General features: G+C 75.2%; 14 protein-coding genes. 8 read left to right on the forward strand and 6 right to left on the reverse strand.

Translation table 11 applies throughout. The features are described 5' to 3' along the window. Window positions 1–27 precede the first annotated feature (27 nt). The 3 genes from typA to Q7T67_RS15165 all read left to right on the forward strand — a co-directional run bounded on the left by typA (window position 28) and on the right by Q7T67_RS15165 (window position 3403). The gene (gene typA / locus Q7T67_RS15155; protein ID WP_304791342.1) at window positions 28–1872 is read left to right on the forward strand and encodes a translational GTPase TypA; all 1845 of its coding nucleotides are present in this window, start codon (window positions 28–30) and stop codon (window positions 1870–1872) included. A gap of 116 nt (window positions 1873–1988) precedes the next feature. Next, a complete protein-coding gene (locus tag Q7T67_RS15160) occupies window positions 1989–3116 on the forward strand; it encodes a DUF6174 domain-containing protein (RefSeq protein WP_304791345.1) in 1128 nt (375 codons plus the stop codon). 35 nt (window positions 3117–3151) lie between these two features. Then, window positions 3152–3403 (forward strand): DUF3253 domain-containing protein, encoded by a 252-nt coding sequence (locus Q7T67_RS15165; RefSeq protein WP_304791347.1) that lies wholly within the window; start codon window positions 3152–3154, stop codon window positions 3401–3403. A gap of 52 nt (window positions 3404–3455) precedes the next feature. Here the strand turns inward: Q7T67_RS15165 and Q7T67_RS15170 are convergent, their stop codons facing one another. Beyond that, window positions 3456–4352, reverse strand: coding sequence for a short-chain dehydrogenase/reductase (locus Q7T67_RS15170; RefSeq protein WP_304791350.1), 897 nt, complete (start codon window positions 4350–4352; stop codon window positions 3456–3458). Between the two features lie 74 nt (window positions 4353–4426). Between Q7T67_RS15170 and Q7T67_RS15175 the strand changes: the two genes are divergently transcribed. Continuing rightward, window positions 4427–5116, forward strand: coding sequence for a hypothetical protein (locus Q7T67_RS15175; protein ID WP_304791353.1), 690 nt, complete (start codon window positions 4427–4429; stop codon window positions 5114–5116). Between the two features lie 20 nt (window positions 5117–5136). Here the strand turns inward: Q7T67_RS15175 and Q7T67_RS15180 are convergent, their stop codons facing one another. From Q7T67_RS15180 to Q7T67_RS15190, 3 genes are all read right to left on the reverse strand, one after another. Continuing rightward, a complete protein-coding gene (locus Q7T67_RS15180; protein ID WP_304791356.1) occupies window positions 5137–5475 on the reverse strand; it encodes a hypothetical protein in 339 nt (112 codons plus the stop codon). A gap of 109 nt (window positions 5476–5584) precedes the next feature. Continuing rightward, window positions 5585–6016, reverse strand: coding sequence for a cupin domain-containing protein (locus Q7T67_RS15185; RefSeq protein ID WP_304791360.1), 432 nt, complete (start codon window positions 6014–6016; stop codon window positions 5585–5587). Between the two features lie 55 nt (window positions 6017–6071). Further along, window positions 6072–7715, reverse strand: coding sequence for a VanW family protein (locus tag Q7T67_RS15190; RefSeq protein WP_304791363.1), 1644 nt, complete (start codon window positions 7713–7715; stop codon window positions 6072–6074). Window positions 7716–8114: 399 nt separating this feature from the next. On the opposite strand from Q7T67_RS15190, the gene Q7T67_RS15195 reads away from it, so the two are divergent. After that, window positions 8115–8930 carry a class I SAM-dependent methyltransferase gene (locus tag Q7T67_RS15195; RefSeq protein ID WP_304791366.1) on the forward strand — a complete coding sequence of 272 codons (816 nt, stop codon included), beginning with the start codon at window positions 8115–8117 and terminating at the stop codon, window positions 8928–8930. Between the two features lie 69 nt (window positions 8931–8999). Here Q7T67_RS15195 and Q7T67_RS15200 read toward each other — a convergent pair whose 3' ends face one another. Together Q7T67_RS15200 and Q7T67_RS15205 are read right to left on the reverse strand one after the other, a co-directional pair. After that, the gene (locus Q7T67_RS15200) at window positions 9000–10133 is read right to left on the reverse strand and encodes a putative zinc-binding metallopeptidase (RefSeq protein WP_304791368.1); all 1134 of its coding nucleotides are present in this window, start codon (window positions 10131–10133) and stop codon (window positions 9000–9002) included. 164 nt (window positions 10134–10297) lie between these two features. Then, window positions 10298–11173, reverse strand: coding sequence for a calcium-binding protein (locus tag Q7T67_RS15205; protein WP_304791372.1), 876 nt, complete (start codon window positions 11171–11173; stop codon window positions 10298–10300). 223 nt (window positions 11174–11396) lie between these two features. Here Q7T67_RS15205 and Q7T67_RS15210 point away from each other — a divergent pair, with 223 nt between their 5' ends. From Q7T67_RS15210 to Q7T67_RS15220, 3 genes are read left to right on the forward strand one after another with little or no spacing between them, the layout of a single operon-like run. After that, on the forward strand, window positions 11397–11828 hold the full coding sequence (locus Q7T67_RS15210; RefSeq protein ID WP_304791375.1) for a calcium-binding protein: 432 nt from the start codon (window positions 11397–11399) through the stop codon (window positions 11826–11828). Then, on the forward strand, window positions 11825–12520 hold the full coding sequence (locus Q7T67_RS15215) for a response regulator transcription factor (protein WP_304791377.1): 696 nt from the start codon (window positions 11825–11827) through the stop codon (window positions 12518–12520). Before Q7T67_RS15210 ends, Q7T67_RS15215 begins: the two co-directional genes overlap by 4 nt. A 4-nt stretch (window positions 12521–12524) precedes the next feature. Continuing rightward, window positions 12525–13967: an ATP-binding protein gene (locus Q7T67_RS15220; protein ID WP_304791380.1), complete on the forward strand. Its 1443-nt coding sequence runs from the start codon at window positions 12525–12527 to the stop codon at window positions 13965–13967.

Raw genomic sequence — 13967 nt, forward strand, 5'->3', positions numbered from 1 at the left:
GTCGCGGGTCCCTATCCTTTGACGGGAATGCCTTCCGCACGTACAGACCTCCGAACCGTCGCCATCGTCGCCCACGTCGACCACGGGAAGACCACCCTCGTCGACGCGATGCTGCGTCAGTCCGGCGCGCTGCACCGCGGCGAGGACTCCGACCGCATCATGGATTCCAACGACCAGGAGCGCGAGCGCGGGATCACGATCCTCGCCAAGCACACGGTCATCCAGTGGCGCGACACGACGGTCACCATCGTCGACACCCCCGGCCACGCCGACTTCGGCGGCGAGGTCGAGCGCGGCCTGGCCCTCGTCGACGGCGTCGTCCTGCTCGTCGACGCGGCCGAGGGCCCGCTGCCCCAGACGCGCTTCGTGCTCCGCAAGGCGCTCGAGGCGGACCTGCCGGTGATCCTCGTCGTCAACAAGATCGACCGCCCCGACGCGCAGATCGAGCAGGTCGTCTCCGACGTCGAGGAGCTCTTCCTCGAGCTCGACGCCAAGGACCACCAGCTCGAGTTCCCCGTCTACTACGCGATCGGCCGCGACGGTCGCGCCGGCATCCGCCCCGACGAGCTGGGCGAGGACCTCGCCGAGCTGCTCGACGGCATCCTCGAGGCGATCCCCGCCCCGACGTACGACCCCGACCACCCGCTGCAGGCGCAGGTCGGCAACCTCGACGCGTCCCCGTACCTCGGCCGCCTCGCGATCTCGAAGATCGCCCACGGCACGCTGCGCCGCGGTGACCAGGTGCTGTGGGTCAAGCGCGACGGCACGCAGGTCAAGGCGAAGGTCGGCGACCTCTTCAAGACGCAGGGCCTCGAGCGCGTCCCCGCCGACGAGATCGGCCCGGGCGAGATCGCCGCCATCGCCGGCTTCCCCGAGATCCAGCTGGGCGACACGCTCACGGACATCGAGGACCCGCGCCCGCTGCCGAACATCACGGTCGACGAGCCGTCGCTGGCGATGACCATCGGTGTCAACACCTCGCCGATGGCCGGCCGCGAGGGCGAGAAGCTGACCGCCCGCATGATCGAGGCCCGCCTGCAGGCCGAGCTGATCGGCAACGTGTCGCTGAAGGTCGAGCCGACGGAGCGCCCCGACACGTGGGAGGTCCACGGCCGCGGCGAGCTGCAGCTGGCCGTCCTCGTGGAGAACATGCGCCGCGAGGGCTTCGAGATGACGGTCGGCAAGCCGCGCGTCCTCGTCCGCACCACGGAGGACGGCAAGCGCGAGGAGCCGCAGGAGGCCGTCACGATCGACACGCCCGAGGAGCACCTGGGCGCGATCACGCAGCTGATGGCCGAGCGCAAGGGCCAGATGCTCGGCATGTCCGGCCACGGCACCGGCTGGATCCGCATGGACTTCCGGATCCCGGCCCGTGGCCTGATCGGCGTGCGCACCGAGTTCCTGACCACGACCCGCGGCGCGGGCATGATGCACTCGATCTTCGACGGCTGGGCGCCGTGGGCCGGCGAGATCCGCTCCCGCCAGGCCGGCTCGATGGTCTGCGACCGCACCGGCAAGATCACCGGCTACGCCGTGATCTCGATGCAGGACCGCGGCACGCTGTTCGTCTCCGTCGGCGACGAGGTCTACGAGGGCTCCGTCATCGGCGAGAACAAGCGCGCCGAGGACCTCGACGTCAACGCCGTGCGCGAGCGCAAGGTCACCAACATCCGCTCCGCCACCTCGGAGGAGCTCGTCAAGATCGTGCCGCCGCGCGAGATGACGCTGGACCAGGCGCTCGAGTTCATCGCCGACGACGAGTGCGTCGAGGTGACGCCGAAGAACGTCCGGCTGCGCAAGAACGTGCTCAACACGAGCGAGCGCCAGAAGGCCCAGAAGCAGAAGAAGCGCGGCGACGCCCCCAAGGCCTAGCCGTCCGGTCGGCGGGCCGCGGCCCGCCGACCGTCTCCCGGCGGGGCCGCGTCCGTCGCGCGCCCGCCGGCCGCTCGTCGCACGACGCCGCCCGCCGACCGGGCTACGCTGCTCCCGTGCGTGCGCTCCCCCGGTCCCGCCCGGTCCGCCTGGTCCTGGCCGTCGTCCTCGTGCTGGCCGCCGCCGTGGCCGGCAGCAACGGCTACGTGCTCGGCCGCGGGACCGGGGCGACCGACGACGTGGCGGGCGTCCGCCACGCGCAGACCGCGATCGTCCTCGGTGCGCTCGTCCAGCCGGACGGGCGGATGAGCGGGATGCTGCGCGACCGCGTCGACCGGGCGGTCGGGCTGTGGCGGGCCGGGAAGGTCGACCGGATCCTCGTCTCGGGGGACCATCTGCGGTGGGGCTACGACGAGCCGACCACGATGCGGGTCGCGCTGCAGCGGGCCGGCGTCCCGGCCCGGGCGATCTTCACCGACCACGCCGGCGTCGACACCCGCGCCACGATGGTGCGCGCGCGGGAGGTCTTCGACGTCGACTCCGCGGTCGTCGTCACGCAGGGCTTCCACATGGGCCGCGCCCTCTACCTGGCCCGGGCCGCCGGGCTGCGGGCCCAGGGCGTGACGAGCGACCTGCACCCCTACGGCGCGCAGGGCCGGCGCAGCACGCTGCGCGAGGTCCTCGCCCGCGCCAAGAGCGTCGCCGCGCAGGTCACCGGCGCCCGCGTCCTGCTGGGGCCGGAGCACCCGATCACCGGCGACGGTCGCACGACCTGGGGGCCGTCCGGACCGCCCGTGGCGACCGGTGCCGCCCGGCCGCTCGTCCTCCGGCCGGCCCTCGCCCCGGCCGCGGAGCCGGACGGGCCGGATCCGTCCATCGCCGACGGCCGTGCCCAGCGCGCGCTCGACGCCGCCCGCGAGCGCTGGGCGGCCCGCGGCCTGCGGAGCTACCGGATGCGGCCGGCCCTCAGCTGCTTCTGCCCGCCCGAGGTCCGGGCCCCGCGCACGGTCCAGGTCCGTCGGGGCCGACCGGTCGGTGCCGTGCCCGACGCCCTGCGGCGGTTCGCCACGGTCCCGCGGCTGTTCGCCCGCGTCCAGGAGGCCATCGATGCGGGCGTCGCGTCCCTGACCGTCTCGTACGCGTCGGGGACCGGTCGGCCGACGTCGCTGAGCGTCGACCGCAGCAGGGCGATCGCCGACGAGGAGACCGTCGTGACCGTCGACCGGTTCCGGATCGCCCGCTGACCGACGCGACGGCCGCCCCGCGCTAGCCTCGGTCGATGGCGACCCCGTCCGACTCGCGCATCCGCGAGACGATCGACGAGCTCCTCGACGCCCGGCGCGACGGGGCCACGATCTGCCCGTCGGAGGCCGCCCGCGCGCTGCGGCCCGGCGGCGAGTGGCGCGAACTGATGGACGACGTCCGCCGGGTCGCGGCCGACGAGACCGCGGCGGGCCGCCTCGAGATCCGTCAGGGCGGCGAGCGCGTGGAGCCGGGCGCGAAGGGCCCGATCCGTCTCGCGCGGCCGTAGGCGGCAGGCCTCCCGCCAGGCACCCCGAGCACCGCCGGAGCTCCCCGCTCGCTCAGTCCGGTGTGTTCGCCCCGAACCGCCGCGCCAGGGCGCGCGACTCGCGGTCCATCCGCGGGATCAGGCGGTGGCCGAGGAGGCCCATGGTCGCCTCCCCCGCGCGGCTGGTCATCGCCGGGCGGGTCCAGCGGAGCAGCGCGATGCCGCGCGGGACCATCGTCCGTCGACGTCGCGCCGCGATGCCCTCGGCCAGGGCCGCCGCGGCGGCGGCCGGGGTCGTCGTCGCCCGGAGCGGCCACGGCAGGCGCCGGCGGAGCAGCCGCATGCTCGGCAGCAGCTCGTCGACGTCGCGGACCAGGTCCGTGTCGACCCACGAGAGGTAGGCGCAGCCGACGGTCGCGCCGGTCGGCCGCAGCTCCTGCGACAGGGCGTCCGCGAACGCCTCCACCCCCGCCTTGCTCGCGGTGTAGGCCGCCATCCCGGCCGTCGGGCCCAGCGCCGAGGCCGAGGAGACCACGAGCACGTGCCCCCGCGCATCGATCACCGGCTGCACCGCCGCGCTCACGGTCCGCACGACGCCCTGGAGGTTGACGTCGATGGTGCGCAGCAGGTCCTCCGTCGGCGACCCCGCGACGGTGCCGAGGTTGACGATCCCCGCGTTGGCGACGACGACGTCGAGGCCGCCGAACCGCTCCACGGTGCCGTCCACCGCGGCGCGCACGGCGTCGAGGTCGCGGACGTCGGCCGAGAACCACGCGTGCCGATCACCATCCGACCCCTCGAGCTCCGCGCACAGGGCCGCCAGCCGCTCGTCCTCCAGGCCGACGAGCGACACCCGGGCGCCCCGGCCGGCCAGGTCCCGGGCCAGCGCCGCGCCGATGCCCCGGGCGGCACCGGTGATCAGGACCCGGCGGCCGACGAGGTCCGGGAACGGCGCGGAGCGGGCGGTCATCCCTGCAGGCTGCCACGGCCGCGGGCACGGCGCCCCGGTGCATCCGACCGCCCCGGCCGCCTCGGACCCTCGGGATGCGCGACACGTCCTTCGAGCTCGTCGACGACTCCGGCGCGGTCCGCGCGCGCCTGGGGGTGACGCCCGACGGCGGGGTCGCCCTGGACCTCGCCGACGGCGACGGCCGCATCCGGGTGACCGTCGGCGTCGAGCCCGCGGGGTCCGCCTCGATCAAGGTCGCCGACCGCGAGGGCACCTTCCGCGCGGCGCTCGGCACGTGGATCGACGGGTCGTCGTCGGTCGAGCTCTTCGACGCAGGGCGCAACCACCGCATCAGCCTCGGCGAGGGCGGCGGTCGGCCGACCGGCCTGTCGGTCTGGGACGGGGCGGGGAAGCTGCGGGCGCTCCTGGCCGAGGGGCCGCACCCCGACCGCGAGGCCAGCGCGGAGTTCTGGGACCGCGACGGCCACTACCGGGCCGGTGTCGGGGTGTGGCCCGACGGCGGGACGGGCGTCGAGCTGCTCGACGAGCAGGGCACGCTGCGCGGCCGCGTCGGGCAGCGGCCGGACCCGCCGCGGGCCCCGTCGACCGTCGAGCTCTACGGCGCCGACGGCGCGTTCCGCGTCGCGGCGGGCGAGTACCCCGACGGCGCCGGGCGGATCAACCTCTGGGACGGCGAGGGCCGGTCGATGGCGGGCCCGCTGCTGGAACCGTCCGCCGAGGAGGCCGCGCCGGACGCCGGTGACGCCCCGCCCGCGGGCGCCTGAGGCCGCCGCGTGGCCGGCGGTCAGGTCAGGTCGTCCACCGGTTCGACCGCGACCGACAGGAGCTCCTTGGCGACCTTCGCCGGCTCCGGGACGACGAAGAGGTGGGTGGTGCCGCGGCCGACGTCGAGGGCCAGCCGCGGACGCAGGCCGCCGGAGAACGCGTCGAGGACGCTGAGCGGGGACGCGCGGAAGCCCGTGACGTCGGCCAGCGGGACCTCCCAGTCCTCCGCGTGCAGCCGGCGCTCGAGGGCGCTGGGCCGGAAGTGCAGGGTCTCGCCCTCGACGACCAGCTCCCCGCCGACGGCCTTGAAGCGTCCCGTCACGCGGCTGACCTTCTTCTTCCACCGCTCCCGAGGCACGACCGGGGTTCTACCAGCCGATCGCCCCGGCCTCCGCCCCGGGCGCCCTGCCGCTCGTGGTGGACGCCAGCGTGCCGCACCGCCGCTCGTCCCGGAACCCCGCCGGGCCTCAGCCGCGCAGCTCCGCGGCCGGCAGGTCGTCCGGGTTGGGCACGTCGGCGACGCCGCGGGGCTCGCCGTCCCAGGTCGCGAACGCCTGGGCGTCGCGCGGCTCGTGGTCCTCGCCGGAGCCGCCGAGGGCGAGGAACGAGACACGCTCCGGGCCGCGGTTGATCATCTGCCGCCGGACCTCGGGCGCGATCCGCACGAGCTCGTCGGGCCCGAAGTCCTGCTCCCCGTCCTCGAAGGCGATCGTCAGGCGCCCGGAGAGGACGACGAAGACCTCCTCCTGACGCTCGTGCCGGTGGATCCGCATCCGCTGTCCGGGCTCGAGGACCATCTGGTTGATCCCGAAGCTCGTGACGCCGAGCGGCTTGCGCAGCCGGACGAACCGCTCGGGCGCGGTCTCCTGCAGCTTGGCGGAGGTGAAGTGGTCGGCCATGCCCCGACCCTAACGGCCCCGCCCCGCCCGACCGGACCGGGCGGCGACCGCCCCGCTACTCGGTCTCGCCCTGCTGCTCGTTCTCGTAGCGCGTGGTCTGGGCCTGCGAGTCGGTGCGGCCGTCGCCGTAGCGGACGGTGCGGGTGACGGTGATCTGGAAGTCGCCGCCGTCGGCCTTCTCGCGATCGCCGGCCTTCGCGGTGACGCGCCGGCCGCCGTTGTCGCCGTAGAGGGTGACGGTCACGCCGGCGTCGTCGTAGCTCGTCCGGACGAGCACCGGGACCTCGGTGTCGTTCGTCCAGCGCATGTCGATGTCGGGGAAGTTCAGCGTCGACTCGCGGCCCGGCGGATAGCGGTCGATGTAGAGGCTGTGGGCGCGGTGCGCGTCGATCTGCAGGCCGGCGAAGTAGGCCGCGTTGTACATCGTGGTGGAGAACTGCGACACGCCGCCGCCGACGGAGGGCTCGATGCGGTTGTTCGCGATGAACGGTGCCTCGACGTAGCCCTTGGCCTTCGTCCGCTCGCCGGTGATGCCGTTGAGCGAGAACTGCTGGCCCGGGGCGATCAGCGTGCCGTCGACCGTCCGCGCCATCTGCCGGATGTTCGTGACGCGCGGCTGCCCGGGGACGTAGGGCGTCGTGAACGTGCCGATGACGGAGTCGATCCTGCGGGCGGTGGCCGAGGTCACCTTGGGCTGCACCGCCACGCGGGGGACGGAGACGGAGTGCTTCCCGGCCGCGACCGCGGACTCGATGCGGGAGGCCAGGCGGTCTCGACGCACCTCGCGGCCGACGCGGCCGGCCTTCACCGTCACCGACGCGCTCCTCGGCCGCCAGGTGACGTCGCCCTTGTCGGTCAGGCTCGCGGACGTCGCGGGTGCGCTCACCGTGGCGTTGCGCGGCAGCTTGCGGCCGCGCTTCTCGACGCGGTCCAGCAGAGCGCTCAGCGCCTCCCCGCCGGCGCCGAGCTCGGCACGGCGTCCGCCCTGCCGGCTCTCGAGCGCGAGGATCGCGGCGGTCTGCGCCGTGGTGAGCGTCAGCGGGCTGCCGGCCCCGGTCAGGCGCAGCGGCTGGCGCAGGTAGTCCTCCGCCTCGCTGGCGATCTCCTGCAGCTGCGACTCGGGTGCCGCGTCGACCGACCGCAGGGGCACGTCGAACGTGGTGCCGTCCCCCTCGCGCAGCTCGCGGCGCACGCGGGCGACGAGCGCGGACATGTCGACCGCGCGTCCCGCCCGCGGCTTCGTGGTCGAGACCTGGAGCGTCTCGGGATCGACCTTCAGGGCTCCGGCGTAGGCGCCACGGGCGACCTTGCGCGCCACCGGCGCGAGGGCCTTCCGCGCCTTGGCCTCGTCGAACGAGGAGCGGACCGGCACCGTCCGGGCCGAGACGTAGCCGCGCAGCGGGCCCACGAGGGCGTTCAGGGTGCCGTCGCGGCCGGCGGCGACCGCGGCGCGCGCGATCCCCTGCAGGTCGACCGCGTAGCCCAGGTCGGCGGCCTTGATCGTCACGACGTCCCCGGCGGCCCGCAGACGCAGCGTGCGCTGGTCCCCGACGACCGGACGCAGGCGCGAGGCGATCCGCGTGGTCGTGATGCCGCCGACGTCGACGCCCGCCACGCGGGTCCCGGGCAGGGCCTCGCCGTCGTGACCGGCGCGGACCACGAGCGAGGCGACGACGAGGACGAGCACGAGCGCGAGCACGACGATCGCGGCCAGGGGTGCGCCGCGGAGACGGCCGCCGCCGGAGGGCGCCGGTCCGGCCGGGCGGCCCGTCGGCGTGCGCGGCGGACCGGCCGACCCCGTGGGCGCGGCGCGCCGTCCGGCGGCGCCGCCGGACGACCGCGGGCCACGGGAGCGGGATCCCTCGACGGAGCGGGGGTTCTGGGCGCCTTCGGCACCGCCCTTCGGGGTCGGGCGCGGCGGCCGGGGGCGGCGGGGCTCGGGCATCGGCAGCGATCGACGGTAGCCCCCGTGCCGAAGAGACGCGCCGCCGCCGGGACCCCTGCACGTCGTCTTGCGCGGACGTACCCCGTCCGCAACGCGACGGGCGCTTCCCAGCCTGGTCACGCGGCCATGACCGGCGTCACATACGATGGTTGCATGGTTTCTACACCTTCTTCGTCGACCTCCAGCCCCTCCCCCGCCCCCTGGCTCTGGGACGACGGCGACTACGCCGTCACGGCACGGGACCTCCACCGCCTGTCGGTCGAAGCGGTCCGACGGGCCGGACCGCAGTCTGGGCAGCCGGTGCTAGACCTGGGCACCGGCACCGGCAACGCGGCGCTCCTCGCCGCCCGGACGGGCGCCCGGGTGACGGGCGTCGACCTGGCGGACCGCCTGCTGGAGGAGGCGCGCGGCCGCGCCGCCGACGCCGGCCTGGCGATCGACTTCGTCCACGGCGACCTCCACGCGCTGCCGTTCGCCGACGGGAGCTTCGACGTCGCGCTGTCGGTCTCGGCCGCGGTCCTCGTCCCCGGCGCCCGGCAGACCGCGCACGAGCTGGTCCGGGTCCTGCGCCCCGGCGGCCACGCCGTGGTCGTCGGCTGGCACGAGGACTCGATCCTCGGCCGCCTGTCGACGCACTTCCCGGTCGTCTCCCCCGAACTGATCGCGGAGGACCCTGGCTGGTACTCCCCCGACCGCGTCGAGCGGCTCTTCGCGCCCCACCCGGTGACGGTCGCCGTGGAGGAGATCCCGTTCGGCTTCGAGGCCGCCGGCGAGGACGAGCTCGTCGCACGGATGACCGGGACGCACCCCGTCCTGGTCGACGCGCGGGCGCGGCTGGACGACGACGCCTGGGACGCGGTCGCCGACGGCCTGCGGGCCACGATCCACGAGCACGCACGACCCACCGACGACGGCGGTGTGCGCCTGCCGGCCCGCTGCCTCGTCGTCGAGATCCTCAAGGACGCCTGAGCGGTCGCGCGGCGCCCCGGGACGCCCGGCGGCGGGACCCGCGGCCGGCCGGCCGGGCGCCCCGCCCCCTCAGGTCGCGGGGACGTCCGCCGGCCGCGGGACGGCGGCCGCGGCGACGGCGCGGTCGATGAACGCCAGCTTCTCGACCACCGGCGGCGACAGCACGAACGGATAGAGGTCCTGGCTGCCGAGGCTGCGGTTCAGCGCGTTCAGCGCGTAGGAGACCGGCAGCCACTGCTCCAGCGCCTCGGGGAAGCGTCCGACGACCGGTGCCTCGACGCGTCCGGCGAAGGTGCCGCTGGGGTCCGTCACGTGCTCCGGGCCGGCGACGGAGACCCGGTAGGACGCCGCGGTCTGCAGCGCGTCCCACAGGTGCAGGTAGTGGGCCCAGGTCTCGGCCCAGTCCTCCATCGGGTGCATCGTCGCGTAGGCGCTGATGTGCCGGTCCTCCCAGTCGTCGGGTGCACCCTCGGCGTAGTGGCGGTCCAGCGCGGCGCCGTAGTCCTCGGTGTCGTCGCCGAACAGCCCGCGCGCCTCGGCCAGGCGCGCCTCGTCGCCGGCGTCCGCGACCAGGACGGTCCAGTAGTAGTGGCCGACCTCGTGGCGCAGGTGCCCGAGCATCGTGCGGTAGGGCTCGGCGAGCTGCTCGCGCATCTTCACGCGATGGACGTCGTCCTCCTCGGCCAGGTCGATCGTCACGACGCCGTCGGCGTGCCCGGTGGTGACGGGCGCCACGGCGCTCGACAGCAGGTCGAAGATCAGCCCGCCCGGCTCTTCCTGGCCGTCGGCGATCGGTAGCCCGAGCTCGAGCAGCTCGAAGTGCAGGCGCCGCTTCTGCCGCTCGGCACCGGCGAGGCGCTCGAGACCCTCGGTGTCGCTGTCCGCCGGGCGGGTGCGGGTCAGCGCGCAGCTCGCGCACAGGGCCTCGCGGGGCGCGCCCGCGTTCGGGTCGGGGCCGTCGACCGGGACGGCGGGCGCCGTCGGCGGGGCGAGCCAGTTGCAGTGGATCAGCGTCGCGTTGGCGCACCGGTCGCGTCCCTCGACGGCCTGGGTGGCCGCGTCGGCGACGGCGACGGTGCCGAAGTCCAGGGCGACGAGGCCGCGGGTGGCCGGGTCGAACGCCATCGCCGCACCGCAGTGCAGGCACCGGTCGCTCTCGAAGGTCACCAGGCGTGAGCAGACGGGGCAGGAGAAGGCGCGCATCGACCGGTCACTGTGCCCGATCGCCCGACGGGGCAACCCGGCGGCGGCGGACGACGGACGGATCGCGCCCGGTCGCACACCGACCCGGGGCGGGGCCGGCGTGCTGCCCGGTCACGGACCGCGGCCCGGCGGGTGCGTGCGCACCCCCGGGCCGCCGGCGCGGATCAGGAGGTGGCGCCCTCGTCCTTGGGCGCCTCCTGGCGGTCCTCGTCGTTGGACTCGCCCGGCTTGGGGTCCGCGCGGACGACGGTCTCGCAGGAGCCGTTCGGGGCCGCCGCCGTCGCGTCCACGATCTGGTCGGCGTTGTCGAGATCGGCGCGGTCCTTGCCCTCGCCGCACGTGATCCGGTCGACCTCGCCGTCGCGGGTGCGGACGCGGTCGTTCCCGGCGCCCGCGTTGATGGTGTCGCCGACCTGGTCGACGGCGCCGCCCGGGCCGGGGGTCACGTCGGCCTTGGCGAGCGCCCAGAGGCGGTCGCTGCCGGCGCCGCCCTCGATCGTGTCGACGCCGCGGTTGGCGTAGATCGTGTCGTTGCCGGCACCGCCGTCGAGGGCGTCGTCGCCGCGGCCGCCCGCGATGCGGTCCGCGCCGCGCTCGCCGAACGCCTTGTCGTTGCCGGTGCTGCCCGAGAGGCGGTCGTGCGAGTCGCCGCCGTAGAGCGTGTCGTTCCCGGCGCCGCCGATGAGACGGTCGTAGGACGTGCGGTCGCCGGTGTCGTTCGCGTCGCCGCGCAGGACGTCGTCGCCGGACTGGCCGTTCAGGAAGTCGTTGCCGCTCTCGCCGAACAGGCTGTCGTTGCCGGAGCCGCCGAAGATGCGGTCGTAGCCGGCGCCGCCCCGGAGGGTGTCGACGCCGCCGAAGCCGAAGATCCGGTCGTTGCCGCCGCGACCGTCGATGGCGTCCGCCACGCCGGTGCCGCGGAGCAGCTCGCCGCGGTCGGTGCCGTTCGTGTTCGCGGCGGAGGCGGCGGTCGGGGCGAGGGCGAGGGCGCAGGCGGCCAGGAGGGTGGCGCGGCGGGCGGTGGTGCGGTGGAGCTTCATGGGTCGGGTCCTCGTGCGTCGGGGGCTGGGGTGGTGGGAGGGTTATCGCCGCCCCGGCCCTCGCCGTGGGGCATCTCTCACCGGCGCCTCACGCTCCATGAGGGCTCCGTGAGGGCACCCCGTCCGATCGTGAGAGGGCCGTGAGGAACCCGCCTCCCGGCGTCGTTCCCCGTGCAACGATGCGGGTCGTCCCGCGATCCGCCCGCGCCCCCTGGACCCTTCGATGTTCCGCTTCCTCTCCTGCCTCCTGGTCCTCGTCGTGCTCTGCGTCGGCGTGGTCGCCGCCGAGCCCGCGCTCGACCCGGTCGACACGGCGGAGGCCCGGGCACTCGCCGTGTGCCCCACCGCCAAGCGTCCCCGGGCGCAGTACGCCCGCTGCTACGTGGATCGCCCGCCGTACGGCAACGACTTCTTCAACGGCACGGGGGCGAAGGAGTACTTCAACGGCGGCCCCGGCAACGACAAGATCGTCGCGCGGGGCGGGGCGGACCGCATCATCGGCGGCCCGGGGCAGGACCGCATCAGCGCGGGCGACGGCAACAACGTGATCCTCGTCCGCGACGGCGAGGTCGACCGGGTCGCCTGCGGACGCGGGCGCAACACGATCCAGCGCGACGCGATCGACGTCATCAGCCCCAACTGCTACGGCCGATGAGCTCCTCCGACGGCTCCGGGCGCCCGGTCGTGCTGCTGGTCGACGACGACGCGTCGATCAGGCGCACCCTCGGCGTCGGCCTCGAGCTCGAGGGGTTCGCGGTGGTCCCGGCCTCCGGCGGCCGTGCCGCGCTCGAGGCCGTCCCGCGGGTCCGGCCCGCCGCGATGCTGCTGGACCTGACGATGCCCGACCTCGACGGCCTGGAGGTCCTCAAGCGCCTGCGCGCCGCCGGCGAGGAGGTCCCCGTCTGCGTGCTCTCGGCCCGCGACGAGGTCGACGACCGGGTCTCCGGCCTGCAGGCCGGAGCCGACGACTACGTCGTCAAGCCCTTCGCGCTCGAGGAGGTCGTCGCCCGGCTCAACGCGCTGCTGCGCCGCCGTCCGCCCGAGGACGACCAGCGACTCGTCGTCGGCGACCTCGAGCTGTGCCCGTCGAGCCTGACGGCCTCTCGCGGGGGCCGCGACCTCGAGCTGACCCGCCGCGAGTTCGAGCTGCTGCACCTGTTCCTGCGGCACCCGGGGGAGATCCTCGACCGGCGCACCCTCCACGAGGACGTCTGGGGCTACACGTTCGACCCCGGCACGAACGTCGCCGACGTCTTCGTCGGCTACCTGCGCCGCAAGCTGGAGTCCGTCGGCGAACCGCGCGTGATCCACACGGTCCGCGGCGTCGGCTTCGTGCTGCGACCCTGAGGGCGTGCTCCTCCACCGCCTGCGCGCTCTGCTGGGCGACCTCCGGCCGAAGAGCCTGCGCAGCCGGCTGACCCTGGGGATCGTCGCCGTCCTCGCCGTCGTGCTGTTCCTCGGTGGCGCCTACGTGGCGCGCGAGGCCGACCGGACGGAACGCCAGTCGGTCGACGACCGGCTCGCGCGCACCGCCGAGCTGCTCGACAAGATCGCGGAGGACCTCGCCAACGGCGGCGCGGCGAACGCGAGCCCGGCCGAGGTCCGCGAGGAACGCAAGCAGGACATCAAGCTCAGCCGGGTGCTCCGGGCCACGCGCAGCAGCCTGATCATCTCGGTCTTCGACGAGCCGGTCTACGAGCAGGGGGTGCGGCTCCCGCCGCTCGCACCGACACCGCTGGGGTTCACCACCCGCGAGGTCGGCGGCCGGCGCCTGCGGATCTTCACGAAGATCGTCGTGGAGGACGGCATCGGCGGCGCCATCCGCCTGCAGGCGACGGCCGACCTCAGCCAGGCCGAGTCGCGGCAGGTCGCGCTCCGCCGGCGGCTTCTGGTCGTCGGCGCCGTGATGCTCCTGCTCGCCGGGCTCGCGACGTCGGTCGCCGCGGGCTACGTCCTGCGCCCGCTGCGGCGCCTGCGCGACGAGGCCCGCGGCATCGAGGGCGAGTCCGACCTCGACACGCGCCTGCCGACCGCCGGACCGCGCGAGATCAGCGCGCTCGCCGGCTCGTTCAACGCGATGCTGCGGCGGCTGCAGCGCTCCGCCGACGATCGCAGCCAGGCGCTCGACGCGACCCGGCGCTTCGCCGCCGACGTCGGCCACGAGATCCGCACGCCGCTGACCAGCGTGCAGGCCGCGCTGTCGACGATCCACCGCCATCCCGACGTGCCGGCCGACACCCGGTCGATGATGATCGACGAGGCGCTGGGCGAGAACCGGCGGCTGGTGCTGCTGCTCGACGGGCTGCAGGCGCTGGCCCGCGGCGACGCCAACTCGGTCGCGCAGGCCGACGTCGACCTGGCGTCCGTCGTGGCGGAGGCCGTCGCCGCCACCCAGCAGGGCACCACCGGGGCGACCCTCGTGCCCGACCTGCCCGACGACGCGGTCGTCGTTCGCGGGTGGGAGCCGGGGCTGCGGTCCCTCGTGGACAACCTGCTGCGCAACGCCGTCCGCCACGGGCGGCCCGACGGGCGGGTCGTCGTGGCCCTGCGACCGGGCTCCCCGGTCGAGGGACCCTGCCTGGTGGTCGAGGACGACGGCGACGGCATCGCGCCGGAGGAGCGGGAGCGCGTCTTCGAGCCGTTCGCCCGGGCGGCGGGCACCGTCGCGCCCGGCTCGGGACTCGGGCTGGCGATCGTCGCCCAGCAGGCCCGGCACCACGACGCGATCGTCGCGATCGAGGACGCGCCGACCGGCGGCGCGCGGTTCGTCGTCCGGTTCCCGCGCTCGGCGTAG

Source organism: Patulibacter sp. (genome assembly GCF_030655195.1).
In the GTDB taxonomy this organism is placed as follows: Bacteria; Actinomycetota; Thermoleophilia; order Solirubrobacterales; family Solirubrobacteraceae; genus Patulibacter.

Excerpts from the sequence above, each read along its gene's own strand:
- typA (WP_304791342.1), top strand. The coding sequence starts at position 28 with ATGCCTTCCGCACGTACAGACCTCCGAACCGTCGCCATCGTCGCCCAC.
- Q7T67_RS15165 (WP_304791347.1), top strand. The coding sequence starts at position 3,152 with ATGGCGACCCCGTCCGACTCGCGCATCCGCGAGACGATCGACGAGCTC.
- Q7T67_RS15170 (WP_304791350.1), bottom strand. The coding sequence starts at position 4,352 with ATGACCGCCCGCTCCGCGCCGTTCCCGGACCTCGTCGGCCGCCGGGTC.
- Q7T67_RS15175 (WP_304791353.1), top strand. The coding sequence starts at position 4,427 with ATGCGCGACACGTCCTTCGAGCTCGTCGACGACTCCGGCGCGGTCCGC.
- Q7T67_RS15185 (WP_304791360.1), bottom strand. The coding sequence starts at position 6,016 with ATGGCCGACCACTTCACCTCCGCCAAGCTGCAGGAGACCGCGCCCGAG.
- Q7T67_RS15195 (WP_304791366.1), top strand. The coding sequence starts at position 8,115 with ATGGTTTCTACACCTTCTTCGTCGACCTCCAGCCCCTCCCCCGCCCCC.
- Q7T67_RS15200 (WP_304791368.1), bottom strand. The coding sequence starts at position 10,133 with ATGCGCGCCTTCTCCTGCCCCGTCTGCTCACGCCTGGTGACCTTCGAG.
- Q7T67_RS15205 (WP_304791372.1), bottom strand. The coding sequence starts at position 11,173 with ATGAAGCTCCACCGCACCACCGCCCGCCGCGCCACCCTCCTGGCCGCC.
- Q7T67_RS15210 (WP_304791375.1), top strand. The coding sequence starts at position 11,397 with ATGTTCCGCTTCCTCTCCTGCCTCCTGGTCCTCGTCGTGCTCTGCGTC.
- Q7T67_RS15215 (WP_304791377.1), top strand. The coding sequence starts at position 11,825 with ATGAGCTCCTCCGACGGCTCCGGGCGCCCGGTCGTGCTGCTGGTCGAC.